Annotated in this window: 24 protein-coding genes and 1 tRNA gene; 14 read left to right on the top strand and 11 right to left on the bottom strand. The window is 64.7% G+C overall.

Translation table 11 applies throughout. The features are described 5' to 3' along the window. Positions 1-176: 176 nt before the first annotated feature. Together ACK4R0_RS10790 and creD are read right to left on the bottom strand one after the other, a co-directional pair. Positions 177-1,463, bottom strand: a complete 1,287-nt coding sequence (locus ACK4R0_RS10790) for an acyl-CoA dehydrogenase family protein (RefSeq protein ID WP_409673935.1) — start codon at positions 1,461-1,463, stop codon at positions 177-179. A gap of 62 nt (positions 1,464-1,525) precedes the next feature. Next, a complete protein-coding gene (creD, locus tag ACK4R0_RS10785; protein ID WP_409673934.1) occupies positions 1,526-2,878 on the bottom strand; it encodes a cell envelope integrity protein CreD in 1,353 nt (450 codons plus the stop codon). A gap of 633 nt (positions 2,879-3,511) precedes the next feature. Between creD and ACK4R0_RS10780 the strand changes: the two genes are divergently transcribed. Further along, complete coding sequence (locus ACK4R0_RS10780) at positions 3,512-3,898, top strand: hypothetical protein (RefSeq protein ID WP_409673933.1); 387 nt, start codon at positions 3,512-3,514, stop codon at positions 3,896-3,898. 97 nt (positions 3,899-3,995) lie between these two features. On the opposite strand, the gene ACK4R0_RS10775 is transcribed toward ACK4R0_RS10780, so the two are convergent. Further along, entirely contained in the window at positions 3,996-5,309 is a 1,314-nt protein-coding gene (locus ACK4R0_RS10775) for a M20/M25/M40 family metallo-hydrolase (RefSeq protein ID WP_409673932.1), read from the bottom strand. A 12-nt stretch (positions 5,310-5,321) separates the two neighbouring features. After that, positions 5,322-5,897: a PH domain-containing protein gene (locus ACK4R0_RS10770; protein WP_409673931.1), complete on the bottom strand. Its 576-nt coding sequence runs from the start codon at positions 5,895-5,897 to the stop codon at positions 5,322-5,324. Positions 5,898-6,143: 246 nt separating this feature from the next. On the opposite strand from ACK4R0_RS10770, the gene ACK4R0_RS10765 reads away from it, so the two are divergent. Then, positions 6,144-8,204, top strand: coding sequence for a TonB-dependent receptor plug domain-containing protein (locus ACK4R0_RS10765; RefSeq protein ID WP_409673930.1), 2,061 nt, complete (start codon positions 6,144-6,146; stop codon positions 8,202-8,204). A 137-nt stretch (positions 8,205-8,341) separates the two neighbouring features. After that, positions 8,342-9,121 (top strand): outer membrane protein assembly factor BamD, encoded by a 780-nt coding sequence (locus ACK4R0_RS10760; RefSeq protein ID WP_409673929.1) that lies wholly within the window; start codon positions 8,342-8,344, stop codon positions 9,119-9,121. A 65-nt stretch (positions 9,122-9,186) separates the two neighbouring features. Here ACK4R0_RS10760 and argF read toward each other — a convergent pair whose 3' ends face one another. Together argF and ACK4R0_RS10750 are read right to left on the bottom strand one after the other, a co-directional pair. Then, positions 9,187-10,113, bottom strand: coding sequence for an ornithine carbamoyltransferase (gene argF, locus ACK4R0_RS10755; protein ID WP_409673928.1), 927 nt, complete (start codon positions 10,111-10,113; stop codon positions 9,187-9,189). Positions 10,114-10,269: 156 nt separating this feature from the next. Beyond that, positions 10,270-11,469, bottom strand: a complete 1,200-nt coding sequence (locus ACK4R0_RS10750; protein ID WP_409673927.1) for an aspartate aminotransferase family protein — start codon at positions 11,467-11,469, stop codon at positions 10,270-10,272. A 247-nt stretch (positions 11,470-11,716) separates the two neighbouring features. Here ACK4R0_RS10750 and ACK4R0_RS10745 point away from each other — a divergent pair. Both ACK4R0_RS10745 and ACK4R0_RS10740 read left to right on the top strand, forming a co-directional pair. Continuing rightward, positions 11,717-11,793 (top strand) — tRNA-Arg (locus ACK4R0_RS10745). A 131-nt stretch (positions 11,794-11,924) separates the two neighbouring features. Further along, on the top strand, positions 11,925-13,547 hold the full coding sequence (locus tag ACK4R0_RS10740) for an NAD(P)/FAD-dependent oxidoreductase (RefSeq protein ID WP_409673926.1): 1,623 nt from the start codon (positions 11,925-11,927) through the stop codon (positions 13,545-13,547). Between the two features lie 49 nt (positions 13,548-13,596). Here ACK4R0_RS10740 and ACK4R0_RS10735 read toward each other — a convergent pair whose 3' ends face one another. Genes ACK4R0_RS10735 through ACK4R0_RS10715 form a run of 5 tightly spaced genes read right to left on the bottom strand, consistent with a single transcriptional unit; the run spans position 13,597 to position 18,090 of the window. Next, positions 13,597-14,184: an SAM-dependent methyltransferase gene (locus tag ACK4R0_RS10735; protein ID WP_409673925.1), complete on the bottom strand. Its 588-nt coding sequence runs from the start codon at positions 14,182-14,184 to the stop codon at positions 13,597-13,599. Between the two features lies 1 nt (position 14,185). Beyond that, the gene (locus ACK4R0_RS10730) at positions 14,186-14,866 is read right to left on the bottom strand and encodes a PIG-L deacetylase family protein (RefSeq protein WP_409673924.1); all 681 of its coding nucleotides are present in this window, start codon (positions 14,864-14,866) and stop codon (positions 14,186-14,188) included. Beyond that, the gene (locus ACK4R0_RS10725; RefSeq protein ID WP_409673923.1) at positions 14,863-16,002 is read right to left on the bottom strand and encodes an acyl-CoA dehydrogenase family protein; all 1,140 of its coding nucleotides are present in this window, start codon (positions 16,000-16,002) and stop codon (positions 14,863-14,865) included. The genes ACK4R0_RS10730 and ACK4R0_RS10725 overlap by 4 nt, the downstream gene beginning before the upstream one ends. Beyond that, positions 15,999-16,934, bottom strand: a complete 936-nt coding sequence (locus tag ACK4R0_RS10720) for a glycosyltransferase (RefSeq protein ID WP_409673922.1) — start codon at positions 16,932-16,934, stop codon at positions 15,999-16,001. Before ACK4R0_RS10720 ends, ACK4R0_RS10725 begins: the two co-directional genes overlap by 4 nt. After that, a complete protein-coding gene (locus tag ACK4R0_RS10715) occupies positions 16,927-18,090 on the bottom strand; it encodes a glycosyltransferase (RefSeq protein WP_409673921.1) in 1,164 nt (387 codons plus the stop codon). Before ACK4R0_RS10715 ends, ACK4R0_RS10720 begins: the two co-directional genes overlap by 8 nt. Between ACK4R0_RS10715 and ACK4R0_RS10710 the strand changes: the two genes are divergently transcribed. The 9 genes from ACK4R0_RS10710 (at position 18,019) to ACK4R0_RS10670 (ending at position 25,579) form a co-directional block, all read left to right on the top strand. Then, complete coding sequence (locus ACK4R0_RS10710) at positions 18,019-18,384, top strand: hypothetical protein (protein WP_409673980.1); 366 nt, start codon at positions 18,019-18,021, stop codon at positions 18,382-18,384. The two genes, ACK4R0_RS10715 and ACK4R0_RS10710, sit on opposite strands and share 72 nt — an antisense overlap. Positions 18,385-18,407: 23 nt before the next feature. After that, entirely contained in the window at positions 18,408-21,269 is a 2,862-nt protein-coding gene (locus ACK4R0_RS10705) for a monovalent cation/H+ antiporter subunit A (RefSeq protein ID WP_409673920.1), read from the top strand. After that, entirely contained in the window at positions 21,266-21,652 is a 387-nt protein-coding gene (locus ACK4R0_RS10700; RefSeq protein WP_409673919.1) for a Na+/H+ antiporter subunit C, read from the top strand. The genes ACK4R0_RS10705 and ACK4R0_RS10700 overlap by 4 nt, the downstream gene beginning before the upstream one ends. Positions 21,653-21,654: 2 nt before the next feature. Continuing rightward, complete coding sequence (locus ACK4R0_RS10695) at positions 21,655-23,166, top strand: monovalent cation/H+ antiporter subunit D (RefSeq protein ID WP_409673918.1); 1,512 nt, start codon at positions 21,655-21,657, stop codon at positions 23,164-23,166. 1 nt (position 23,167) lies between these two features. Continuing rightward, positions 23,168-23,653, top strand: a complete 486-nt coding sequence (locus tag ACK4R0_RS10690) for a Na+/H+ antiporter subunit E (protein ID WP_409673917.1) — start codon at positions 23,168-23,170, stop codon at positions 23,651-23,653. Beyond that, positions 23,650-23,919: a K+/H+ antiporter subunit F gene (locus tag ACK4R0_RS10685; protein WP_409673916.1), complete on the top strand. Its 270-nt coding sequence runs from the start codon at positions 23,650-23,652 to the stop codon at positions 23,917-23,919. The genes ACK4R0_RS10690 and ACK4R0_RS10685 overlap by 4 nt, the downstream gene beginning before the upstream one ends. Continuing rightward, on the top strand, positions 23,916-24,338 hold the full coding sequence (locus ACK4R0_RS10680; protein WP_409673915.1) for a Na+/H+ antiporter subunit G: 423 nt from the start codon (positions 23,916-23,918) through the stop codon (positions 24,336-24,338). The genes ACK4R0_RS10685 and ACK4R0_RS10680 overlap by 4 nt, the downstream gene beginning before the upstream one ends. Before the next feature lie 106 nt (positions 24,339-24,444). Then, positions 24,445-24,603: a hypothetical protein gene (locus tag ACK4R0_RS10675; protein ID WP_409673914.1), complete on the top strand. Its 159-nt coding sequence runs from the start codon at positions 24,445-24,447 to the stop codon at positions 24,601-24,603. A 61-nt stretch (positions 24,604-24,664) separates the two neighbouring features. Continuing rightward, the gene (locus ACK4R0_RS10670; RefSeq protein ID WP_409673913.1) at positions 24,665-25,579 is read left to right on the top strand and encodes a Ku protein; all 915 of its coding nucleotides are present in this window, start codon (positions 24,665-24,667) and stop codon (positions 25,577-25,579) included. The last annotated feature ends 1 nt before the right edge of the window (position 25,580 follow it).

Raw genomic sequence — 25,580 nt, 5'->3', positions numbered from 1 at the left:
TTGTTGAAATCCTCCTCGAGCTTGTCTCGGGGAGGGGGACCGCCGACCGCAGGTCGGTGGTGGAGGGGAAGCGGGATGGCACGGCGTCCCATCGGCTTCACGATCTCGCTGCCCCTCCACCACCCGCTGCGCGAGCGGTCCCCCTCCCCCAGCAAGCTGGGGGAGGATCTAAAAAATCAATCAAAGCTCCCCTTCCTTGGCCCCAGATAGCCAAACAGATACGCCCCCACCTTGCGCATCTGGATCTCCTCCGATCCCTCGGTGATCCTGTACCGCCGGTGGTGGCGGTAAATGTGTTCGAACGGGGTGTGGCGCGAATAGCCGATGCCGCCGTGCACCTGCATCGCGCGGTCGGCGGCCTCGCAGCACAGCCGGTTCGCCCAGTAATTGCACATGCTGACCTTGTCCGAGATCTCGCGCTCGATCGCCTTGTGCGGCAACCGGTCCATGTCCCAGGCGGTCTTGTAGATCAGCCAGCGCAGCATCTCGGCCTGCGTCGCCAGCTCGACCAACGGAAACTGGATGCCCTGGTTCTCGCTCAATGCCTTGCCAAAGGGCATGCGCTTGCGGGCGTATTTGACGCTTTCCTCAATGCAGAACACCGCCGCGCCCAGCGAAGATGCCGCCTGGCGGATGCGGTTCTGGTGGACGAAGCTCTGCGCCAGCGCGAGCCCGCGCCCCTCCTCGCCCAGCATCGCGGTTTCGGGAACCCAGACATTATTGAACGACAGGCGCGGGTGATCGGTGGGCATGTTGAAGGTCCACAGATACTCTTCGATCTTCAGCCCGGGCGTTTCGGTCGGCACCAGCAGGCAGGTGATACCTTTGGCGTCGCCATCCGCGCCGCTGGTGCGCACGAACAAGGCGCAGTGCGTCGCGACATGCATCCCGGTGATCCACATTTTCTCGCCATCGATCCGCCAGCCGGGAACGCCATCGCGGGTCTCGCGCACGGCGCGCGTCTCCATATGCGTCGCGTCCGATCCGTGGTCGGGCTCGGTCAGGCCGAACGCGGTGATGCGGGTGCGCTCGAACCCGCCCAGGATGAACTCCTGCTTCTGGTCCTCGGTGCCGAACTCCTCGAACATCGCGACGAACGGGAAGTTGCCGACGATCGAATGCTCGTTCTGCAGATCATTGTGCAGCCCGAGACCCTTCGCGGCGAAATGCTCGCGGATCACCGCCATCCACAGGTTCGACCCGTCCTTGCCGCCGTATTTCTTCGGCGCGGAGAAACGCCAGTGCCCGGCGGCATCGGCACGGCGCTGCGCCTCGCGCAGCAGCTCTTCCCAATCGTGGGCAGGCAGGCCGCCGGCATCGAAATCGGTCCGCGCCCATTCGCGGCGGTGGTCGAAAAAGCGGATGTTGTCGTCCGCCTGCTCGAGCGGTTTGATCTCGGCCTCGATGAACGCGTCGAGCTCGGCCAGATAGGCGGTCAGCTCCGCCGGCAGCGCAAAATCCATGAATGCATCCTCACTTTATCGTTTGGATGTACTATGGACGGCTTTACGCGTCCGGCAAGCCCCTAGGCCGTCAGCTCCGCTGGCTCGTCGCGCTTGCCCAGCCCCGACCAGTCGACCCGCCGCGTCACATACATCACCGCCGCCAGCGCCACGAACAGCAGCACCGATCCGATGATCAGCGAATAGGCCTCAAGGTTGAGCAGCACATAGAGCAAGGCATACAGCCCGAGCAGCAGCCCGGCGATGAAGCCTGCGCGCTTGACGCTGCCCAGCACCGCGGCGCTGTACGCGCTGATCAGCCCGATGATCGCGCCCGATGCCGCGAGGTACGCCAGCGTAAAGCCGATGATCTCGGCAAAGGCGAGCAACAGCACGAAGAACAGGATCAGCCCCGCGCCGGTCAGCAGATATTCCGCCGCCGCGACCCGCGCGCCTGCGATGATGTCGAACATCAGGAAGGCGAGGAAGGTGAAGCCGATGAACAGGAAGCCGTATTTCACCGCGCGGTCGACCTGGCTGTAGAGGTTGACCGGCTCGATCAGGTCGATCTGCGCCGACTGTCCGCCCTGGCCTACCTGCTCGCCCGGCTGCGGCAGCTGGACGATCGCGCGGCCGAGCGCGAGGTTACTGATGGTGTAGCGCGCGGTGAAGCCCTTGTCGGTCACCGAGCGGCTGTTGGGCAGGAACTGGCCTGCAAAGCTTGGGTGCGGCCAAGTCGAAGCGATCGTCCAGTCGGTCGATTCGGCATCGGGGATCAGGGTGAGCTGGCCATTGCCGCGCACCCCGAAACGATAGGCGACATCGAGTGGCGCGGCAGCACCTGCGGACCAGTCGGCAAAGGCGAAGAAGCCCGACCCATTGGTCGCGCCCAGCCCCTTGCCGGGGCGCAGCGGCAATGCGGTGCCGCCGACGCTGATGCCGTTGTCGGCAAGCAGCCCACGCGCATCCGATATGCCGACGCGGATCTCGGCGCGGTCGAGCAGCAGCTCTTCGGGCTTCACGCCGAAGCGCGCCAGATCGGCGGGCAGCGCAAACCGCGCGGTGCCCTTGACCCGCGCTTCATAGACCACGGTTTCGTAGATCGATTTGGTCCGCCGCTCGGGGCTGACATCGACCTTCGCGGTGTTCTTCACCGGCGCGAGAAACAACTCGCGGTCGATCGTCACCGCCCGCGTCGTCGCCTTGCCATTCTCGGTGACGGTCTCGACCGATTGCTGGCGATAAGGAATGACCATCACCGGCCCTGCCAGCATCTGCGGCCCGCCCCAGCCCTCGGCGACACTGGCGCGCGCAGTCTCCGACTGGCTCTGCCGGTCCCAGACCAGCGCGTAGACCATGAACAGCGGAATCGCGAGCAACGCGCCGATCAGCACGGTCATGCCCAGCTTGAATCCCGGGCTGCGGTCCTTGGCCATGCGGCGCTCCTAACGGTTGGTCGATGGAAACCGCGCCCGGATTATGGCGCGGCAACTGTATCGGGTGTGAACTGCGTCACAGCGAATCGCCCTAGCCCATATTAACCCTGTTGCGGAAGCCGGATGCCCTACCCGTTCGTTGCCCGCTAGCAATAAGGGCGTCCGGCTTTCACCATATCCCGACAATCCGGCTAAGTTTGTGCAACGTCCCTCGACTTCGCTCGGGAACTCGGGGAGGTTGCATTCACTTTGATATATGCTCCACCCCCACCCGTCTGTCCCGAGCGAAGTCGAGGGACGTGTGCGCTACCCTTGCGGCTACCCTTGCGGCTACCCTTGCGGCTACCCAAGTCACCGCATGTCCATCCACAGCCGAAGTATCCCTTCGCGTCTTCGCATGAAAAAAAATGGGTTCACGCGAAGCCCGCGAAGCCGCGAAGATGTTTGCCGCAACGACAACCCTCCCCGCACACCTCACCCGGTCCCCTGCGAAGGCAGGGGCCCATCTCCCGACCCCCGTGCCGGGTGCAAGGGCAGGAGATGGATGCCTGCCTTCGCAGGCAAACGGGAAGAGTTGCAGGTCATGAAACAACGCCGTAGCCGACTTAAGCTCAATCTGAAATACTGGCCACTATGGCAGACCTCGACAATCAATGGAGCCTTTCGAACCCAGGTCGTAACTCGCTTTTAGTTTGGCTTGAACCTTGGGCAGAAGAGTTCGTCGTGCCGCCCAAATCAACCATCGCGATGACCCCGGCTCGTGGGCAAGCCTTGGGCGAGATTGAATGGACCCCAGATCATCTTGTTGTGTGGGCAAGTGCTCCAACGGTAGAGGTTTTCGTCGACACCGTGCTTCAAGATTCAGGGTCGGCGACAATTTCCATTCCAGATGGTTTAACCAAAGGAATTCTCAGCATCGTTTTCGGTGGGCATCCTGCCGCTCGGCTCGGCGGCACGCCTGCCGATACTTACCAGCCGAGGCCATTGTGGGATCGTATCAAACGTCGGCTTCGATTGTAAACCGCATGTGAAGGCAACATTTGGGCGGAACCTTACCAAGCTATCTTAAATGGCTACTTGGCGCCCCTAATTGGCTCAGCCCCCCAGAACCACCCCCTCACCTCTTCTCCATCGACAACCGCGTCATCAAAATCGCCGCACGTTTCGCCTGGCGCTTGATGCTCGGCAGATCCACCGTTTCACCCGGAGCATGCGCGCCGTCTCCGGCGGGGCCCATGCCGACCAGCCCGTCGACATAGCGCGCGACGAACGAGATATCGCCTGCGCCGCGCTTGAGGGGATCAAGCTCCGCCATCTGTTCGAGGCCAAGGTCGGCGTTGATGATGTTGAGGCGGCGGAGCAGGCCGCGGTTGCCTTCGGTCGGGGCCATCGGGGGATAGCCCTGTTCGAACACGATCTCGGCGCTGGTGCCGGGCAGGTGCTGCGCGACGATTCCCTGCATCTTGGCCTTCACCCGCTCGGACTGTTCGTCGCTCAGCGTGCGGAAATCGCCGCGGGCGACTGCGAGCGCGGGGATGATGTTGGTCTTGCCCGCCGCCTGTGCGCGGACGAGGTCAGCGTCGAGCTGCGCCACCGATCCGCCCGCGATCAGGCCGACATTGAAGGTCAATTTGTCCTCGGGCAGCTCGTTGCGGAACTGGTCGATGATCCGCGCGAGTTCGTAGATCGCGCCATGGCCCGCGCTGGCCGAGAAAATCCCCGAGCTGTGCCCTTCCTTGCCGGTGGCGTTGACCTGCCAGCTGTAGGAGGACCGCCGCGCGATCGAGCCCATGTCCTTGCCGTCGACCTGGCTTAGCCCTTCGAAATCGAGCGCGACATCGGCCCACTGGCCCCATTTGATCAGGTCCGCGCGCGCGATATCGATCGGGTCGCCCGCATCTTCCTCGTCGCCGGTCAGCACGATGGTGATCGTCGCCGCCGACAGCGTGCCCGCCGCCTGCATCGCTTCCAAAGCGGCGAACATCGTCACGACGCCGCCCTTGTTGTCCTCGATCCCCGGGCCTTCCATCGTCGTTTCATTGAGGCGTTTGACTCCCTGGAACGGCGAATCGGGTTCGAACACGGTGTCGAGATGGCCGATCAGCAGCATCTTGGTGCTGCCGGGGCGACCCGTGCGGGTTGCGATCAGATGGCCCGAACGCTTGGCCGCGCTCTGGTCGACCCATTCGACCTTGAAGCCCAGTTTCTCGAGCTCGGGCGTCACCATCTCGCCGACCTTCTTCACCCCGGCGATGTTGCGGCTGCCGCTGTTCTGCCGCGTGATCGTCTCGAGCACGCCGATCCAGCGGTCATGGCCCTTGTCCACCGCCTCGACCATTTTCGCTTCCTGCGGCGACAGCTTGGCATATGCGGGCGCGGCAAAGGCGAAAAGTGCGGTGGCCGCAGCAAGGCCCAAAGTCTTCAATGTCATGGTGTTTCCCTGTCAGCCGATATCAAATTCGCGCACACCGCGCTTCTGCCGGATCGCCTCGACCCGGTCGCGGATTTCGGCACGGATGGCGCGCGCATCGCGCACGTTGGTGATGATGATCGTCGAGCGCCCCATGGGCGGCATGGCCTTCATCGCGCTGCTGGCGTCCGACGAGCTGATCTGGATCGTGCCCGCGTTGAACATCTGCTCGATCAGCGAGAACGACACCTTGACGTCCTTGATCCGGTACAGCTCGATCTCTTCCTCGCTGCGCATCAGGATGCCGCGCCGCATGAACAGCCTCTGGTCGTCGATCCAGAACAGGCTGGTGCGGTTCTCGATATGCGTCCAGGCGATATAGACGCCCAGCACCACCGCGAGGACCGCAGATGTCTGCCACCAGTACCCGGCGTAGGACCCGCCCGCCACCACCGCGACCGCAAGCGCCAGTATCATCCAGCCGGTACCCGACTGGAACAGCCAGGCGAAGGTGGATGAGCGAAACTCGATGCGCGGCAACCCCTCCATGCGGCGCAAGGGGGACCGGTTCTCGATCGGACGATGCTGGATAATATCGTGCGGATCCATGCCGCAATCCCTCCCGTTGACGCGCGCCACCATCAGGGTCTTACCCGGCGCGTCGCCCCTGGTAAATGGGCATGGCACCCGACTTGCCCTGCTGCCGTCATCGTCTGCAGCGGATGGCGCTTGGTCGAAGCGAACAGTGCGCTTGTCGAAGGCGGTGCCGGGAACGCTGCCGATGATCGCATGGGACGACTACGGGTGTAGTTGCAAGGCCGTTCGGACTGCCGCGCCCGCAGGGGGATTTTTTGCGTGACCAATCGATTGCTTGCCTCTGCGGCCTTGGCGGGAATCCTGTGCAGCCCCGGCGTGGTGAACGCGCAGGATGCGCCTGCACCTGCTGCCCCTGCCCCGCCCGCCCCCACTACGCTGCGCAGCTTTGATCCGGCGTATTTCAACCAGTTCGCGCCGCGCACCGCGCTCGACATGGTCCGCCAGATCCCCGGCTTTTCGATCGACCAGGGTGAAGATCGCCGCGGACTTGGCCAGGCAGGCAGCAACGTGCTGATCAATGGCGAACGCTTTTCGGGCAAGAGCAACGATGTGGTGTCCGAACTTGGCCGCATCGGTGCGGCCAATGTCATCCGCATCGAGCTGATCGATGGTGCGACGCTCAACCTGCCGGGCCTCACCGGCCAGGTGGTCAACATCGTCAGCAAGGTGGATTCGCTGACTGGCCAGTTCCGCTGGAGCCCGCGCATCCGCTTCCGCCACACCGACCCGCAGCTTTTCGATGGCGAGGTCTCGGTCAGCGGCAAGGCGGGCAAGATCGCCTATACGCTCAGCCTCTCCAACAACAGTTTTCGCAACGGCAACCAGGGCACCGAGCGGGTGCTCGATGCCGCAGGCAACGTCACCGATCGGCGCTACGAGAATCTTTTCGTCGACGGCGACCAGCCCAAAATCGCCGCTGGCCTCAAATACACCGGCGACAGCGGCCAGATCGGCAACATCAACCTCTCGTTCGAGCGCCCCTGGACCCGGATCACCGAAGATTCCGATGGCGAGGTGGTGCGAGACCGCGATTATCTCGAGACCGAGAAGGAGTACAACTACGAGATCGGCGGGGATTACGCGTTTGCGCTCGGGGGCGGCACGCTCAAACTGATCGGCCTGCGCCGGTTCGAGCACAGCCCGTTCTTCACCCGGATCTTCCTGGATTTCGAGGACAACCGCCCGCGTGAAGGCAACAGCCTGGCCACCGTGATCGACGAGACCGAAACCATCGCGCGCGCCGAATATGGCTGGAAGGCAGGCGGTGCCGACTGGCAGTTCAGCCTGGAAGGCGCGATCAACACGCTCGATACCAATGCCGAGCTGGCGCTGCTCGATGCGGCCGGGGTTTTCCAGCCGGTGCCGCTGCCCGGATCGGACGCCACGGTAGAGGAAAAGCGCGCCGAGGTTGGCATGAGCTATGGCCGCCCGCTGTCGCCCACGCTCACGCTGCAGGCGTCGATCGGGGCTGAATATTCGCAGATCATGCAAAGCGGCGCAGGTGGCCTGACGCGAAGCTTCATCCGCCCCAAGGGCTTCATCTCGCTGGCATGGAAGCCCAGCAAGCGGCTCGACCTGAGCTTGCGCGTCCAGCGCGACGTGGGCCAGCTCAACTTCTTCGATTTCGTGGCGTCGGCCGATCTCGGCGCGGAAAACCAGAACAGCGGCAATCCCGAACTGGTGCCGCAGCAAAGCTGGAACGTCGATTTTCAGGCGACGCGGAACCTGGGTGCATTGGGATCGATCAACGCCAAGGCGTTCGTCAATTTCGTCGAGGATATCGTCGATCAGGTTCCGATCGGGCTCACCGGCGAGGCTCCGGGCAATATCGAGAGCGCGACGATCTGGGGCGTCACGCTCGACAGCACCTTCAAGATGGATGTCATCGGCTGGACCGGGGTGCGCTTCGACATCGATTATACCTATCGCAAGTCCAGCCTGCCCGATCCGCTCACCGGCATCCGCCGCCGCATCTCCGGCGACCTTATCCACGAGTTCAGCGCCGAACTGCGCTATGACATCCCCGGCGGCAACTGGGCGGCGGGCGCGAACTATTTCGACTTCAGCCAGGCCGATGAAGTCCGCCTGAGCCAGCTGGCGCAATTCCCGATCAATGGCGGCGACTTGGGCTTCTACGTCGAGCACAAGAACGTGCGCGGGCTGACCGTGCGCGCCGGGCTTTCCAACCTCATTGGCACCAACGAGGCGTTCCGCCGCACCTTCTATGTCGGCCGGCGCGATGGACCGGTGGCGTTCGTCGAGGACCGCGACCGGTTTTTCGGCCCGGTGTTCTCGATCGATATCAACGGAAGCTTCTGAATGTCATACCAAAAGCCCGCGCGGTTCATCGGCGATACAGGCGGCAAAAACTAGCGATCGGGCGGCATGGCGAATCCTCGCCACCCCGCTTGATTTGCGCTTGGCGCACGGGTGCTTAGCCGATAAGGGTTGCGGCCATGAACAAGGCGATCAAACTGGCTCTGGCAAGCGCGGGCGCGCTGGCTCTTCTTTCTGGCTGTGCCGGAGGCAAGAACAAGGTCAACACCAACTACATCGCACGCGATGTCAGCACGCTGTATATGGCGGCCAAGGACCGGCTCGACCGCGGCCAGAACAAGATCGCCGCCGAGCTGTTCGACGAGGTCGAGCGGCAGCACCCCTATTCACCCTGGGCGCGCCGCGCGCAGCTGATGAGCTCGTTCAGCTATTATCTTGCCAAGGATCACAACAAGTCGATCCAGTCGGCACAGCGGTTCCTTGCGATCCATCCCGGCAACAAGGACGCGCCGTACGCTTATTATCTGATCTCGCTCAATTATTACGAGCAGATCAGCGATGTCACCCGCGACCAGAAGATCACCCAACAGGCGCTCGCCGCACTTGGCGAGGTGATGCGCCGCTACCCCAACACCCGCTATGCCGCCGATGCGCGGCTGAAGATCGATCTGGTCAACGATCACCTTGCGGGCAAGGAAATGGAAATCGGCCGCTATTACCAGCGCAGCTCCAACTGGCTGGCGGCGACGCTGCGTTTCCGCGAGGTCGTGGAGAAATACGAGACCACCAGCCACACCGCCGAGGCGCTGTATCGGCTGACCGAATGCTATCTGGCGCTGGGCATCCCGCAGGAAGCCAAACGGTCGGCCGCGGTGCTGGGCGCCAACTATCCGGGCTCGGAATGGTATGAAAAGGCGTACAAGCTGTCTGAAAAGCACAGCAACCTGATCAACAGCTGATCCGCGCTGCAGTCCCGAACGCAAAAAGCCCCGGAGCATCGCGCTCCGGGGCTTTTTTGGTGTCGTCAGATCTGGCCGAACACCCAGCGCAGCACCGATTTCTGCGCGTGCAGCCGGTTCTCCGCTTCGTCCCACACCACCGATTGCGGGCCATCGATCACGTTGGTGGTCACCTCTTCCTCGCGGTGCGCGGGCAGGCAGTGGAGAAACAGGGCATCGGGCTTGGCCAGCGCCATCAGCGCGCCGTTGACCTGGAACGGCATCATCGCCTTGAGCTTTGCCTCGGCATGCTCCTGCCCCATCGATATCCAGGTATCGGTGACGATGACGTCGGCGTCTGCAGCCGCCTCGGCCGCGTCGCGATGCAGCGTGATCGTGCCGCCCGCAGCCTGCGCGCGTGCGACAAAGCCATCGTCGGGATCATAGCCCAGCGGGCATCCGACCCGCACGGTGAACTTCATCAGCCCCGCCGCCTCGATGATCGAGTGCAGCACGTTGTTGCCGTCGCCCAGCCACGCGACGACCAGCCCGGGCAGCGCCTTGCGATGCTCGATGATGGTCAGCAGATCGGCGACGATCTGGCACGGATGCGACAGGTCGGTCAGCCCGTTGATCACCGGCACCGTGGCAAAATGGGCCATCGCCTCGACCTTGGCGTGATCATCGGTGCGGATCATGATGGCATCGCACATCCGCGAGAGCACGCGCGCGGTATCGGCGACGCTCTCGCCGCGGCCCAGCTGGGTACTGCCCGAATCGAGGATCAGGCTGGTGCCGCCGAGCTGGCGGATCGCCATGTCGAACGAAACGCGGGTGCGGGTCGAGTTCTTCTCGAACACCATGGCAAGCGTGTGGCCTTCGAGCGGCGTATCGGGATCGGCCTTGCCGCGCGGCCAGCCATGGCGCACCGCCTTGCGGTCGAGCGCATCGTTGAGCATCGCGGCAATGGCATCGTGTCCGGCATCGGACAGGTTGAGGAAATGACGGGTCATATTCAATCTCCTTCCTCTCCCCTTCAGGGGAGAGGATACGGAGCCTCGGCAGCTTGCTGCCCAGGCAAAGTTGGAGAGGGGAATGTCATGCAAAGCTGTGCGGCTTGCCCCTCTCCCCAACCCTCTCCCCTGAAGGGGAGAGGGCTAAGTGTTACGTCAAGCAGCCACCGGCACGGCGAACTCGCGTGCGCCTGCGGACAGGCGTTCGATGAACTCGTCGACATGCGTCTGTTCGATCACCAGCGGCGGCAGGATACGCACGACGTTTTCGCCCGCAGCCACCGTCAGCAGCCCGTGATGATCGCGCAGATGCGCCACGAAGTTGCGCGCCTCGACCGCCGGCTTGAGCTTCAATCCCAGCATCAGCCCCATGCCGCGGACCGAATCGAAGATCGCGTCATGGTTGGGGATCAACTGCTCGAGCGCCCCGCGCAAGCGGTCGCCCGTAGTGCGGACGTGTTCGAGGAACTCTGGATTGTCGACGACATCGAGCACCGCTTCGCCCGCTGCCATGGCGAGCGGATTGCCGCCATAGGTAGAGCCATGCGTCCCTGCGACCATGCCGCGCGCCGCCTTTTCGGTGGCAAGGCACGCACCCATCGGGAAGCCGCCGCCGATACCCTTGGCGGTCGCCATGATGTCGGGGAGGATGCCGTATTGCTCATAGGCATAGAGCGATCCGGTGCGCGCGACGCCGCACTGGACCTCGTCGAGCACCAGCATCAGATCGTGCTCGTCGCACAGATCGCGCAGGCCCTTCATGAACTCCGGGGAAGCCGGGCGGACACCGCCCTCGCCCTGGATCGGCTCGACCAGAAAGCCTGCGACATCGGGGCCGAGCGCGGCCTTGGCGCCCTCCAGATCGTCGAAATCGACATAGCGGAAACCGGCGAGCAGTGGCGCGAAGCCCTTGTGCATCTTTTCCTGGTTCGACGCGCTGATCGTCGCCATCGTCCGCCCGTGAAAGGCGTTCTTGAAGGTGATCAGCACCGTGCGGTTGGCATCGCCGCCCTCGGACTGGTGATAGGCGCGTGCGGTCTTGATCGCGCACTCGACCGCCTCGGCGCCCGAATTGGTGAAGAACACCGTGTCGGCAAAGGTCGAATCGACCAGCCGCTGCGCCAGATGCTCGCCCTGCGGGCTGCCGTACAGGTTCGAAACGTGAACGAGCGTTTCGGCCTGCTTCTGGATCGCCTTGGTCAGATGCGGATGGCCGTGGCCCAGCAGGTTGACCGCGATGCCGCTGGCGAAATCCAGATATCGCTCGCCGCGCTCTCCGATCAGATAACAGCCTTCCCCGCGCACCGGGCGTACATCGCACCGGGGGTAAACGGGCATCAGCGGCGTGATCGTCATGGCGGCCTTGTCCTTCCTGGCAAGCGGTCCCCGATGGCATATCCGGCAAGCAGGCAAGGCGCAGGGGGCCTCTGCACCAAACAGAAAAGGCGACCCTGCTCAAAGGGCCGCCAACTTGCGGGCTTCAGCTATAGCCGCGCCGGGGCCGCCGGGTCAATAACGGCAGCGCGAAGCGGCGCGAATGGCTTCACAAAGGGACTGGCGGCGCAGCGCGGCGCTTGCTAAGGGCGTGCCTTCCGGCTCCCACGCACCCGTAGCTCAGCTGGATAGAGCGCTGCCCTCCGAAGGCAGAGGCCACTGGTTCGAATCCAGTCGGGTGCACCATTCATCATTGGCTTGGCAAAGCCCAGAGTTGGGCTTCCGGCAACCCCGGGCGACACATTCCTCCGACGAGATCGACACAGAGCGCACATGAGCGGTTGGCATACCGGTCTGCCACTCTGTAAAGCCGCACAATGTTGCGCATCACCGAACTCACCCTGCCGCTCCATCATCCCGACGAGGCGCTGCCCGCTGCGATTTGCAAGCGGCTGCGGATCGCCCCGCGCGAGCTGGTACGCCATGTCGTCGCTCGCCGCGGCCATGATGCGCGCAACAAGGCGAACATCCAGCTGGTCTATTCGGTCGACGTGAACGTGAAAGACGAGGCGGCGGTGCTCGCGCGCTTTCGCAAGGACAGCAACGTCCAGCGTACCCCCGATCCGCGTTATCATCTTGTCGCCAAGGCACCGCCAGGAGGCGGGGCAAAGCGGCCAGTCGTCATCGGCGCGGGGCCATGCGGGCTTTTTGCCGGACTGATATTGGCCCAGATGGGGTTTCGCCCGATCATCCTCGACCGGGGCAAGGTGGTGCGCGAGCGGACCAAGGACACCTGGGGGCTGTGGCGGCGCGGGGTGCTCAACCCGGAATCCAACGCGCAGTTCGGCGAGGGCGGCGCGGGCACCTTTTCCGATGGCAAGCTCTACAGCCGGATCAAGGATCCATGCAACCGCGACCGCAAGGTGCTGACCGAGTTCGTCAAGGCGGGCGCTCCGGCCGAGATCCTGACCGAGGCGCATCCGCATATCGGAACCTTCCGGCTGGTGACGATGGTCGAGAGCATGCGCAAGAGCATCGAGGAACTCGGCGGCGAATACCGCTTCTCGAACCGCGTCGATGGCATCGATATCACCACCGATGCCCAGGGCGACCGGCGTGTGCGCGGAGTGCACCTGAGCACCGGCGAATATCTCGAGGCCGACCATGTCGTGCTTGCGATCGGTCACAGTGCGCGCGACACCTTTGCGATGCTCCATGCGGCCGGCGTCCATGTCGAGGCCAAGCCGTTTTCGATCGGGGTCAGGATCGAGCACCCGCAATCGTGGATCGACAAGGCGCGGTTCGGGGTCGAGGCCGGCCATCCGATCCTCGGCGCGGCCGAATATCACATCTCGCACCACTGCAGTAACGACCGGACCGTGTACAGCTTCTGCATGTGCCCCGGCGGCACCGTGGTCGCTGCGACCTCCGAGGAAGGCCGCGTCGCCACCAACGGCATGAGCCAGTATTCGCGCAACGAGCGCAATGCGAACTCCGGGCTGGTCGTCGCGATCGACCCGGCGCGCGACTTTCCAGGCGATCCGCTCGCGGGGATCGCGCTGCAGCGGCACTGGGAATCGATGGCCTATGTCGCGGGTGGATCGAGCTACAAGGCCCCGGCGCAAAGGCTGGGCGACTTCCTCGCAGGCCGCCCCTCGCAGGCATTGGGATCGGTCACGCCATCCTACAAGCCCGGCGTGCACATGACCGATCTGGCGCAATGCCTGCCCGACTTTGCCGTGACCGCGATGCGCGAGGCATTGCCCGTTTTCGGGCGGCAGATCCCGGGCTATGATCACCCCGATGTGGTGATGACCGGGGTCGAGACCCGCACGTCATCCCCGATCCGCTTCACCCGGGGTGACGATCTGCAAAGCCTGAACACCCAAGGGCTGTTTCCTGCGGGCGAAGGTGCAGGCTATGCCGGGGGCATCCTGTCGGCGGCGGTCGATGGCATCAAGATTGCCGAAGCCGTGGCGTTGAGCATCGGCGGCGCCTGAGCCCACCCTTGATGCGCCTTATGGTTGCACAGGATCGGGACGACCGCGATCACGCGCGCATGCGCCAGTGGTCCAGCCGGTATTCGGCGTGCCGATCGGCACGCAGAACGTCGATATGGCCATCGAGCATCTGGTGCAGCTTGGTCACGGCATCGTCGCCGCTTTGGGGATAGTCGGTTCCACCGGTCCAGTGCACCAGCAGCAGATCACCCGCAGCTGACATCGCGCTGGAAATCCAGGCGGCTGCGCGCTGCAGGTCCGCATCGTCCCAGTAATAGGCGACCTCGGACAGCAGCAACAGGTCGAAGGCACTTTTCGCTGGCGTCTGGCGTGGAAACGCCATCCGGTCGAACGCAACTTCGGGCAAGCCGGCACAGCGTTCGCGCGCCGCCGAAAGCGCCGTTTCGCTGACATCGATCGCCAGCAGCCGGTGGCAATGCGGGGCAAGCCGTGCGGTCAGCACACCGTTGGCGCAGCCGACCTCGAGAACGTGTTTGAACCGCTTACCGCCGAGCGCCGCGAGCGTCTGCGCGTATTTCTCCTGCTCGTAAGCGCTGGTCTCGAACCCCCAGGGGTCGGGCGACTTGCGGAACATCTGCTCGAAATAGTCGGCATCAAGGCTGGTCTGGTGACGCATCTCAATCTCCGGTGCGATAAAGTATGTCGATCGCAGGCATGCGCCTGAACGCACGCGGCAGGCGGAAACCCGGGCCCTGCGACGGACCGGTCTGGCTGCGATGGGCCGCCAGCGCCCGACGGCGAATGCCTGCCGGCATCGGCTCGGTTCTGAGCCGGGCTCCGTCGCCTGTCGATCGACGTCGCCCCCACACGATGTATTCGACGACGCGCAGCGCGCGCCTGCTGGAATCGCGGACGGCATAGGCCAGCCTGGCTGCGGCGGCATGATCGCAATGCGGCTCGTCGAGCGCAGTCACCGCGATCGCATCCACCCGCCGCCGTTCGCACAGCCGTGCCAGACGGCGGCAGGTGCGGCCGAACAGAGCGTCGCCCGGCGCGGCCGGCGATGCATCGCGCCAGTCCAGATGGATACGGTCGATCGGCCTGCCGGCCAGCCGGCGCATCGCCAATGCCGCCTCGCGCCGTCGAACCGCGGCCAGCCTGCGTCCGGGACGCGCAGGGTGCGACCCTGTTCCATCCGTCAGATAGGCTATTGCAGCCAACCGGTCCTCGCGCGCCGTCTGATAGATCAGCGCGCCCGCGCCCAAGGTCTCGTCATCCGGATGCGGGGCGATCACCAGCCAGCGCAGATACCGCCACGGTCGCGCGGACAGGCGGGTGGCGCGCAGGCCCTCGGTCACCACAATGCGTCCGATGAACCCCATGGGTCCCGGTCGAGCCAGGCCTGGGCCGCCTGGTCGCGCGCGTAATCGGGTCCGGCCTGACGCAGATAAAGGCTGAGGTCGCGGGTGATCTTGTCGATGCGGGTACCGTCCCGCGCGCTGTAGGTGCCGGTGATCCGCGCCGCAGCCTCCATCACGTCCAGCCCTGCGCGCTCGACGATCCCGCGCGTCATCTGCGCGAACGCCACGCTGTCCGGATCCTCCGCTGCGGCGCGCAAGGCGCATTCGCGGACCCACATATAGGCGGTGCGAGTGGCGGCGACGGCATCGGCAAAGCGCGCGCGCTGCACCGGATCCTCGCGTGCGGCCGGACGCATGGCACCACGGATTTCGGTGAGCAATGCTTCGATGCCGCCCAGCTGGACAGCGGTGAAACGCCATGCTCCGGCTGTAAACCGGGGGTCCCGCTGGTAATCGCCGTCCTTGCCCAGCCAGTCGTCCCGCGTCGGCTCGATGCCATCGAGCGAATAAGTACCGCTGCCTGTCGCGCGCATGCCACGCACCCGCCAGTCCGACAGGTCGGTGCGCGCAGGATCGTCGGCCCGGACGATGACGAGCTGCGATTCGCCGCCAGGCGGGCGGGCCGTGACCAAGGCATGGCGGTTGCCGCCCGCGCCGGTGGCGAACGACTTCGACCCCTTGAGCACGTGACCTGTCGGCGTCGACTCGATCACGACGCCGGGCGCAGGTTCGGTTGCCCAGACGCCAAAGAGGCCGCCGGTGGCGAGCGAGCGTTCGAGCATCTTCAGCTGCGCAGGCGCGCCGTACCATCCGAAAAGCAGCAGCGCATTGACATGGCCCTCGTACAACCGGCCGACGCTGAGGTCAGCGCGGCCGATGACACGCAGCACATCGAGCATTGCCAGAGTGCGCTGCACCGCGTCCTCGAACGGCTGGCCTGAGCTTTCGACCGGCGCGAATGTCCGGTGCAGGCCGGATTTCACGATCAGCGCCATGCTGTCGGCAGGGTAGACCGGCGCAGCGTCGTAGCGCGCGCCAAGCTCCGCGAGCTGTTCCGCGATATCGGTGGCAGCGGCGACGCCATCGCACGAGGCAGAACGGGGCGTGCTGGCCGTGACAGGACGCGGGGTCATTCGACGCTCTCCAGCAGCATGTCACGCGGCATTGGCGGGAGCAGCGCTTCTTCATGCACCAGCCGGGCGGGACAATCCGATTGCGCGCGCATCCTGCGGCGCCACGCCACCCTGGCACGCCAATGATCGAAGCCGGGCATCAGGATCGGCGGTCCGCCGGACGCGGCTGCCACCAGCCGCGCCATATCATCCGCCATGCCATTTTGCGCGCGCCCGATGCACCGCGGCGATACGTTGACCCAGACATCGGGCGGATGGGTCAGTCTGGCCCCATGCGCGACGGCCGCCATCACCATCGCACAGTCTTCGCCGCTGGCGATCAGCGGCACTCCCCCGCACGCCTGATATGCCCCGACCGTAATCGCGACGCTGGCGCCGGTATGATCGCCGTGGCGCGGCTGCGGATCCCAGGCCACGGGGTCGATGGCATCCTCGATCGCGCGGACCTGCGCCCAATAGCGGTCCAGCGCCTGGCGCAGCCGGGCGGCGGGTTCAGGCAAAGGCTCTTCCGGATCGATCTCGAGCCGCCCACCCACGACATCGGCGCCGCGCGCCACGGCAGCGGCGATCGCTGACAGCCATCCGCGCGGCGGCCGGGCATCGGCATCGGTACTCACCAGGATCGCGCGATGGTCATGGCCCAGCAGCGCCGCGCCCCGGTCCATGGCAAACCTGCGTGCCGATCCGGCATGCGCATCGTGCGGCGCAAAGGTGATGGCGCTGACATCGATCGCAAGCCTGCCAGCATAGGTCGCCGCGCAGCGGTCCAGCACATCGAGGCTGTCGTCGGTCGTGTTGTTGACGCCGATCGCCACAGGAATGACCCCGGGCCAGTCCTGCGCCGCGATGGCATCGACAAGCCGGGGCAGACGCTCTGCCTCGTTGCGCGCAGGCACGCACACGCACAGCCGGCTTGGCGCGATCTCATCCATGTGCGGCAACCGGCGTTGCGGGGCGCAAGCCCCCGACGGGATAGTGGTCCGCCAGCGTCAAAGCTCCCCGCGCCCGCGGCAGCTTCGGCAGATCCTGTGCCTGCTTGCGCAGGATCATATGAGCATAGATGGCTTCATAGGCGTCGATCATTCTGCCCGCATCGCAGGTTGCAAAGGCGCGGCTGCGGCATGCGCGGCGGTCAAGCTGCATCGCAGCCATAGTGGCAAGCGCGAGCGAACCGGCGTCGTCCGGGACGGCCAGCACACCCGACGAGGCATCGATGATTTCGGGAATGGCGCCGCGCGCAAAGGCTGCGACAGGTACGCCGCAGGCCAGCGCCTCAGCCACCACCAGCCCGTATGGCTCGTCCCACATCGGCGAGCACACGAACGCGCGGGCCCCGCCGATCAGGCTGGCAAGCGCGGCATGGGCCAGATGGCCCTCATGCCGGGCATGGTCGCCGAGCCTGGGCCGTATCTCATCGCGCCAATAGGCCTGGTCATGCACGGGCCCGGCAAAGCGCAGCGGCAATCCGACCTGGCGGGCTGCGTCGATCGCCATATGCAGGCCTTTTTCGGGAACGATCCGGCCATACCACACCAGATAGGGGTCGATATCGGCGACCGGCCGGAAGGCGAAATTGTCGAGATCGATGCCATTGGGTATCACCGCGTCCACGCTGCGGACGTGCGCCCATTGCTGCTTGACCGACTGCGACACCCCGACCAGCGCATGGTGGGCACAGTTGCTCAGCCGGATGCCGCTTTCGAGCCAGCAGAATGGCGGCGTGTGCAGCGTCGTGACCATCGGCATCGGCAAGGCGTCCGCCATCGAAACCGGCAGGTAATGCAGCGCGTTGTTGTGGATGATGTCGAAATCGCGCGTCCGCAGGTCGTTCATCAACGACAGATAGGCATGGTGTTCGCGAAAGAACGCAACATCGCCCGCTTCGGCGGTCCCGACCGTCGCGATCGCGGTTTCCGAGCAGATCGCCTCCAGCCCCAGACGCGCATCCGATCTGGTGGACGCAAACAGGGTGACATCGTGACCGCGCGACCGCAACATCCTGGCGAGTTGGAATGTGTGCATTTCCAGGCCACCGGCAAACGGTTCGCCTATCGGGTGCTTGAGATGGGAAATAATGCCGATGCGCAACCCATGACACTCCATTGCGGGGCTTTCGGACGGCAGATCACCCAGCGTTGCAGCGAAATGCTGCTGTGCATTGACCCACGAACGGTCAAAGCGGCAAGCAGCGTGCCGTATACCGGGATTGCCAGACCTTGTGGTGCAACGGTTACCAACAGCCAGCGGATTGGTTGCCACCGCGGCGCTCTTCGCGAGGGCGCTGGTATTTATGTGGCGCATGCCCGACATTTTCCGGTGTGGGGTTGTGTTTTTGTTGCGCTGCATCACGATGACGGGCTAGGTGGCGAGCACCCCATCTAGCAGAAGGATGTCACGCTCAGGCAATGGCGGTCCCATTGACACTCTACGCGCTTGTCCTGATGCCTTTCGTCGCATCGCTGCTGATTGCTGTCGTCAGCAATCGGGGGCGTGCGCTCCATTCGGGCATCGCCACTGCGGCCAGCGCCGCCGGCTTTGCGCTGATCCTTGGCGTTGCAGGCGACGTGATCGGCGGGCAAGTGCTTGCGGTGTCCACGCCATGGGTGCCTGCGCTCGGGCTCAATGTTTCGCTGATGATCGACCCGTTGGGATTGATGTTCGCAGGGATGATCCTGGGGATCGGCCTGCTCGTCGTCATCTTCGCGCATTTCTATCTGGCGCAAGGTGAAGCGACGGGGCGGTTTTTTGCCAGCCTGATGCTGTTCCAGGGGGCGATGCTGGGCATCGTCATTTCGGGCAATGTGCTGCTGCTGCTGATCTTCTGGGAACTGACCAGCCTGTCATCCTTCCTGCTGATCGGGTTCTGGCGCGACAGCGCAGAGGCGCGTCAGGGCGCGCGGATGGCGCTGGCGGTGACGGGTGCCGGCGGGCTGGTGCTGATCGCAGGCATGCTGTTGCTGGGCATCGTCGCAGGGTCGTTCGACCTGATGACGATCCTGCAGCGCGGCGACGTCGTCCAGGCATCGCCGCTCTATCCGGTGATCCTAATCCTGATCCTGATCGGCTGCTTCACCAAATCGGCGCAATTCCCGTTCCATTTCTGGCTGCCGCACGCGATGGCGGCACCGACCCCGGTCAGCGCCTATCTGCACTCGGCGACGATGGTCAAGGCGGGCGTGTTTCTGCTCGCGCGGCTGTGGCCGGTGCTGGCGGGGACCGACCTTTATACCACGATCGTCACCGGGGTCGGGCTGACGACGATGCTCTTCGGCGCGTGGGTCGCGCTGTTCCGCCACGACCTGAAGGGCATCCTTGCCTATTCGACGATCAGCCAGCTTGGCCTGCTGGTCATGCTGCTCGGCTTCTCGATCGAGATGGCCGCAGTTGCGGCGGTGCTCCACATCCTCAACCACGCAGCCTTCAAGGCGGCGCTGTTCATGTCGGCGGGTATCGTCGATCACGAGACGGGAACGCGCGATATTCGCAGGCTGGGCGGTCTGGCAAAGATGATGCCGATCACCGCGGTCATCGCCACGATCGCCGCCGGTGCGATGGCGGGGCTGCCTCCGCTGGGCGGGTTCATCTCGAAGGAAATGATGCTCGACGAGACGCTGCACGTTGCGCTGTTCGGCCTGCCCTGGCTGGTGCCGGTGGTGGCGACGATCGCCGCGACGTTGTCGGTCGGCTATTCGCTGCGGTTGGCAGGCCACCTGTTCTTCGGGCGCCCGCGCGATCCCGAGCCGCATGCCCGCGCGCACGATCCCGGCATCGGCATGTGGGCATCGCCGGCGCTGCTGGTCGTTCTGGCGGTGCTGCTGGGGCTGCTGCCGATGCTGGTCGCGGCGCCGCTCGTGTCTTCGGTGTCGGGGGCGGTGATCGGCAGCGGCGCACCCGAGCTCGGGCTTTCGTTGTGGCACGGCGTCAACACCGCGCTGATGATGAGCATCGGCGCCGTCGCTGTCGGCTCGGTGCTGCTGTGGCGGCATGCGGGGCTGCTGCGTCGATATGAAGCCGTGCGGCACTTGGACGCAAAATCGCTCTTCGACAGCGCTATGGCGGGCACAGACAGGTTCGTGCGCAAGGCCATCGTCGCGGTCCACACGCCCTCGCTCCAGCGGATGCTGTTTGCGACCTTCGCGATCGTCGTGCTCGCGGTGATCGAAGGTACGATCGTCGGCCAAGGCAGCTTCACCGGTCCGCGCGAAACCCTGCCCGCGTCGCCCGTCGCCGTCCTTGCCTGGGTGTTGCTGATCGCGGCAACCGGCGCGGTGCTGCATTCGGCGCACCACCGGTTCCGCGTGCTCATATACATCAGCGTCATCGGGCTGGTCATCACGCTGGGCTTCGTCCATCTGTCCGCGCCCGATCTTGCGCTGACGCAGATCTCGGTCGAGGTGGTGACGATCCTGCTGCTGCTGCTTGCACTCAACCTGCTGCCCAAGAAGCCCCCTGCCCTGTCGACCGGACCGCGACGAGTGCGCGATGCGCTGCTGGCGATTGGCGGTGGGCTTGGCGTGGGGGGAGCCGCGTGGGCCATGCTGACGCGCAACCCCAATGATCCGATCTCGAGCTTTCACCTCGCCAACAGCTATGCGGGCGGTGGCGGCACCAATGTCGTCAACGTAACGCTCGTCGATTTCCGCGCGTTCGACACCTTGGGCGAGATCATCGTGCTGGGCATCGCCGGCCTGGCGATATTCGCGCTGCTCGACACGACGGCACGCGGCGCGGCAGGCGCGCGGCTGCGCTCGTGGCAGGAAGACATGCCGCATTCTCCCGAGCGCCACCCGGTGATGTTCGCGATGGCGACGCGCATCCTGCTGCCGCTGGTGCTGGCGGCGGGGATCTACATCTTCCTTCGCGGGCACAATCTTCCCGGCGGCGGGTTCATCTCGGCGCTGGTGGTCGCGATCGCATTTCTGCTGCAATACCTCGCCTCGGGCTTCGACTGGACCGACGCACGCCGCCGGATCGGCGAGCATTCGCTCATCGCTTTCGGGATATTGCTGGCGATGGCAACCGGCCTGGGGTCGCTGGTGTTCGGCGCGAACTTCCTGTCGAGCGCGTTCGATTATTACACCTTGCCGCTGATCGGGGAGTTCGAGCTCGCGACCGCACTGCTGTTCGACCTCGGCGTGTTCGCGGTCGTGTTCGGCGCGGTGATGCTGGCGCTTGCGCAGCTCAGCCATATTTCGCAGCGTGCCGCACGCGCGCACGCCGCGCAAACCGAAGCCGACAAACGAAATCAGCCGGAGGGCGGATCATGACCCTCGAATTCCTCGTCGCCAGCGCGATCGGCGTGCTTGTCGCAGGCGGCATCTACCTTGCCCTGCGGGGACGGACCTTTCAGGTCGTGCTGGGGCTGACGCTGTTTTCCTATGCGGTGAACCTGTTCCTGTTCGCCTCGGGCCGTCTGGTGGTCAACCGCCCGCCGATCTGGTCCAAAACGGTGACCGAATATGCCGATCCGCTGCCCCAGGCGCTGGTCCTGACCGCGATCGTCATCACCTTCGGCATGACCGCGTTCGCGGTGGTGCTGGCCTTGCGCAGCTTCCTGGAGACGGGCAGCGATCAGGTCGATGGCGATGCTTGCGAGTCCGGGCTGAACGATTCGTTTCCGCCCGAGCCGGCCGCAGAGGCAACGCAATGAGTATGACCGCGCATCTTGCGATCGCGCCGGTCGTGATCCCCGCGCTCGCCGCGCCGATCGCGCTGCTCGCGATGCGGCGCAAGCGCCGGCTGGGGGTCGGCATCTCGTTCGCCTCGTGCCTGGCGATGCTGGTCGCCGCTTTGGTGCTGCTGTCGGCCTCTGCCGACGGCACCGTGCGCACCTATGAACTCGGCAACTGGCCCGCGCCGTTCGGGATCGTGCTGGTGGTCGACCGGCTTTCGGCAATCATGCTCACGCTGGCCGCCAGCCTGTCTCTGGTCGCGTTGCTGCATGGCGTGGTGACCCGCGCCGACCGCAAGGGCTGGCACTTCCACCCGCTGCTCCAGTTCCAGCTGCTGGGGTTGAACGGTGCGTTCCTGACCGGCGACCTGTTCAACCTTTTCGTGTTCTTCGAAGTCCTACTGATCGCCTCTTATGGCCTTATGCTCCACGGCCAGGGACCGGCGCGGCTCAAGGCAGGCGTCCAGTATGTCGTCGTCAATATCGTGGGATCGTCGCTGTTCCTGATCGCGCTGGGGCTGCTTTATTCGCTCACCGGCACGCTCAACATGGCCGATATGGGCCTGCGCGTCGCGGCGATCGGTGCTGACGACCAGGGGTTGCTGCGTGTCGCCGCGCTGCTGCTGGTCAGCGTGTTCGCGCTGAAGGCCGCCTTGGTGCCGCTGCATCTGTGGCTGCCGCGGACATATGCCGTTTCCACCCCGGCGGTCGCGGCGCTGTTCGCGCTGATGACCAAGGTCGGCGTCTATTCGATCATCCGCGTCGTGCCGCAGGTCTTCGGCGACGGTGCAGGGGCCGCCGCCTGGGCACCGGCCCCGTATCTCTTCCCTGCCGCCATCTTGACGGCGATCGTCGGTTTCGCGGGCGTGTTCGTGGCGCGCAGCCTGTCCGAACAGGCGGCCTATGCGGTGATCGGATCGACCGGCACGCTGTTGATCGCGGTCGCCGGATGGCAGGTCGATACGCTGGCCGCCGCGCTCTATTATCTGGTCCATTCGACCCTGGCCGGTGCAGCATTGTTCCTGGTTGCAGACGTCGTCGCGCGCCGGCGGGCAAGCTTCACCGACCAGGCGAGCCCCGGCCCTGCGTTCACCGACCGGCAGACGGTCGGGCTGCTGTTCATGGCCGCCGCGATCGCAGCGACCGGACTGCCGCCGCTGTCAGGGTTTATCGGCAAACTGCTGATCCTCGAATCCATCGCCGGCACCGGTGGCTGGGGCTGGGCATGGGGTGCCATCCTGGCGACGACGGTGATCGGCGTGATCGGGTTCGCGCGCACCGGCAGTTCGGTGTTCTGGAAAGAAGGAAGGCCGAGCGACGGGGCGGAGCCCACCAGCGTATCGCGCACCGACATGATCGCACCGATCGTCGCGATCGCCCTGCTGGCAGCGCTGTCGGCCGGGGCGGGCTGGGCCACCGCATATACCCGCGCCGCTGCTGCGCAGGTGCTGGATTCTGCCGCCAGCGTCCGCGCCGTGCTGGGAGTGCAGTAGGATGCGTCGCCTGATCCCTCATCCCGGCCTGTCGGTCATGCTGGTCATCGTCTGGCTGCTGATGGCCAACAACGTGACCTTCGGCGGGCTGTTCGTCGGCATCGTTATCGGCATCCTGCTGCCGATCTTCACCGCGCCGTTCTGGCCAAGCAGGCCCGATGTCAACTATCGGGCCGGGATTGCCTATCTTGGCCTGGTGTTATGGGATATCGTCGTCGCCAATTTCCAGGTCGCCGCGATCATCCTGTTCAAACGCAACCGCGACCTGAAACCCCATTGGCTGGTCATCCCGATGGAACTGGAAACCCCCGAGGCGATCACGGTGCTGGCAGGCACGATCAGCCTGACCCCCGGCACGGTATCCACCGACGTATCGGCATGCGGCAGGTACCTGCTGGTCCACGCGCTCGACACCCCAGATCCGCAAGCAGAGATTGCGCGGATCAAGTCGCGTTACGAAGCGCGGTTGAGGAGGGTTTTCGAATGATCGGTTATGCCGTCATCTTCGGTTTTTCCTGCCTCGTGCTCGCGCTGGCTCTCAACCTGTGGCGCCTGCTCAAGGGACCGAGCGCGGGCGACCGCATCGTGGCGCTCGACACGATGGTGATAAACTCCATCGCGCTGATCGTGCTGATCGGCATCGCCGAGGCCAGCGACACCTATTTCGAGGCGGCGTTGCTGCTGGCCATGGTCGGATTCATCGGCACCGTCGCCTATTGCAAGTTCATGCTGCGCGGGGACATCATCGAATGATCGATCTTGCCATTATCGTCGAGATCCTGACCAGCGCGATGATCGTGCTTGGCGCCGGTTTCGCGCTGGTGGGCAGCTGGGGGCTGGTGCGCCTGCCGACACTGATGGAGCGCCTGCACGGTCCGACCAAGGCGACGACACTGGGGCTGGGCGGCATGCTTGTGGGATCGGTGCTGTTCTTCCAGCTCTACCAGGGCAAATGGTCGGCACACGAACTGCTGATTTCTCTGTTCCTGTTCATCACGGCGCCGATCGCGGCGAACATGATCGCCAAGGTTCACCTGCACCGGCTGCGCGCGGGCGAAACCAACGAGATCGAAAGCCCCGCCGGTGCGCCACCGCCCGTCCCAGGTGATGCCGACTGGGCGACGTTCGAGACGCCGCGCCCGGGGACGCCCGGCGCAACCTCCGAAACCTGAGACCGGATTTGCGCGCGCGGCCGATGCCGCGGCGGGCGGGGCGACGGGAACCGAGCGGCCACCGGCCCGTTGCAACCGCATGCCTTCCGCAACATCCCATCAGACCTTGCTGCTAGAGATCGCGCGTCCGAAATTCCTGTTCGCCGTCAGCCTGACACCGGCAGGAATCCTGGCGATCGGTGCACTGACCACGGGCATTCTCCTTGCCACCAGCGTTATCGTCAAAACGTCCATCCGCGAGGCCCGGCGCGCCAAGGGTTCTTAGGGGTGGGAACCGGTTGCGGTCTGGCGCATACTAGCGGCTGGGGCAGAATTTTGAGGCAGACATGGTGGCGCGCGCATACTGGAAGGGGCAGATCCGTCTGGCGTTGGTCTCGATTCCGGTCGAGATATTCTCCGCAACCCGATCCGGCGCATCGCTCAGCTTCCGGCAGATTCACGAACCCAGCGGCAAGCCTGTCAAATATGAAAAGGTCGTGCCCGGAATAGGGGCGATCGATCACGACGATATCGTCAAGGGCTTCGAGCTGTCGAAGGGCAACTATGTCCTGCTCGATGACGACGAGATCGAGGCGGTCAAGCTCGAGAGCAAGCGCACGCTCGAGCTGGTCCAGTTCGTCGACAACGATGCGATCGACCTGCTCTATTACACCAAGCCCTATTATGTCGCGCCGGCCGATGACCTGGCGGAAGAAGCCTATATCGTGCTGCGCGAGGCGTTGAAGAAGACGAAAAAGGTCGGGCTCGGCCAGCTGTCGCTGCGCGGCCAGGAGCAACTGGTGGCGCTGCGCCCCTGCGGATGCGGGCTGATCCTCGAGGTGCTGCGCTATGCCGACGAGGTCAACAAGGCCGCCGACTATTTCCGCGAGGTCGGCACCGAAAAGCCCGATGCCGATCTGCTTGATCTGGCCGAGACGCTGATAGCCAAGAAATCGGGCGCGTTCGACGCTGCCGACTATCAAAACCATTATGTCGATGCGCTCAAGCGCGTCATCGCCAAAAAGGCCAAGGCCAAGGGCAAGCGCGTGCTTGAGGATGTCGATGAACCCGCCGATGCAGGCGGACGCGGATCGAACGTGATCGATCTGATGGCCGCGCTCAAGGCATCGGTCGACGGCAAGAAGGCCGCCACGCCCAAAAAGACGTCTGCGGCAAAGGCGAAGCCCGCTGCCAAGGCCGACTCTGCCACCAAAACCACAAAGGCTGCGCCGAAAAAGGCGCCCGCGCGCAAACGCGCCTGAC

The sequence above is a fragment of the Blastomonas sp. genome (assembly GCF_046294995.1).
In the GTDB taxonomy this organism is placed as follows: Bacteria; Pseudomonadota; Alphaproteobacteria; order Sphingomonadales; family Sphingomonadaceae; genus Blastomonas.
The sequence above is the reverse complement of the archived record's forward strand: the minus strand, read 5'-3'. Positions and strand labels throughout refer to the sequence as shown.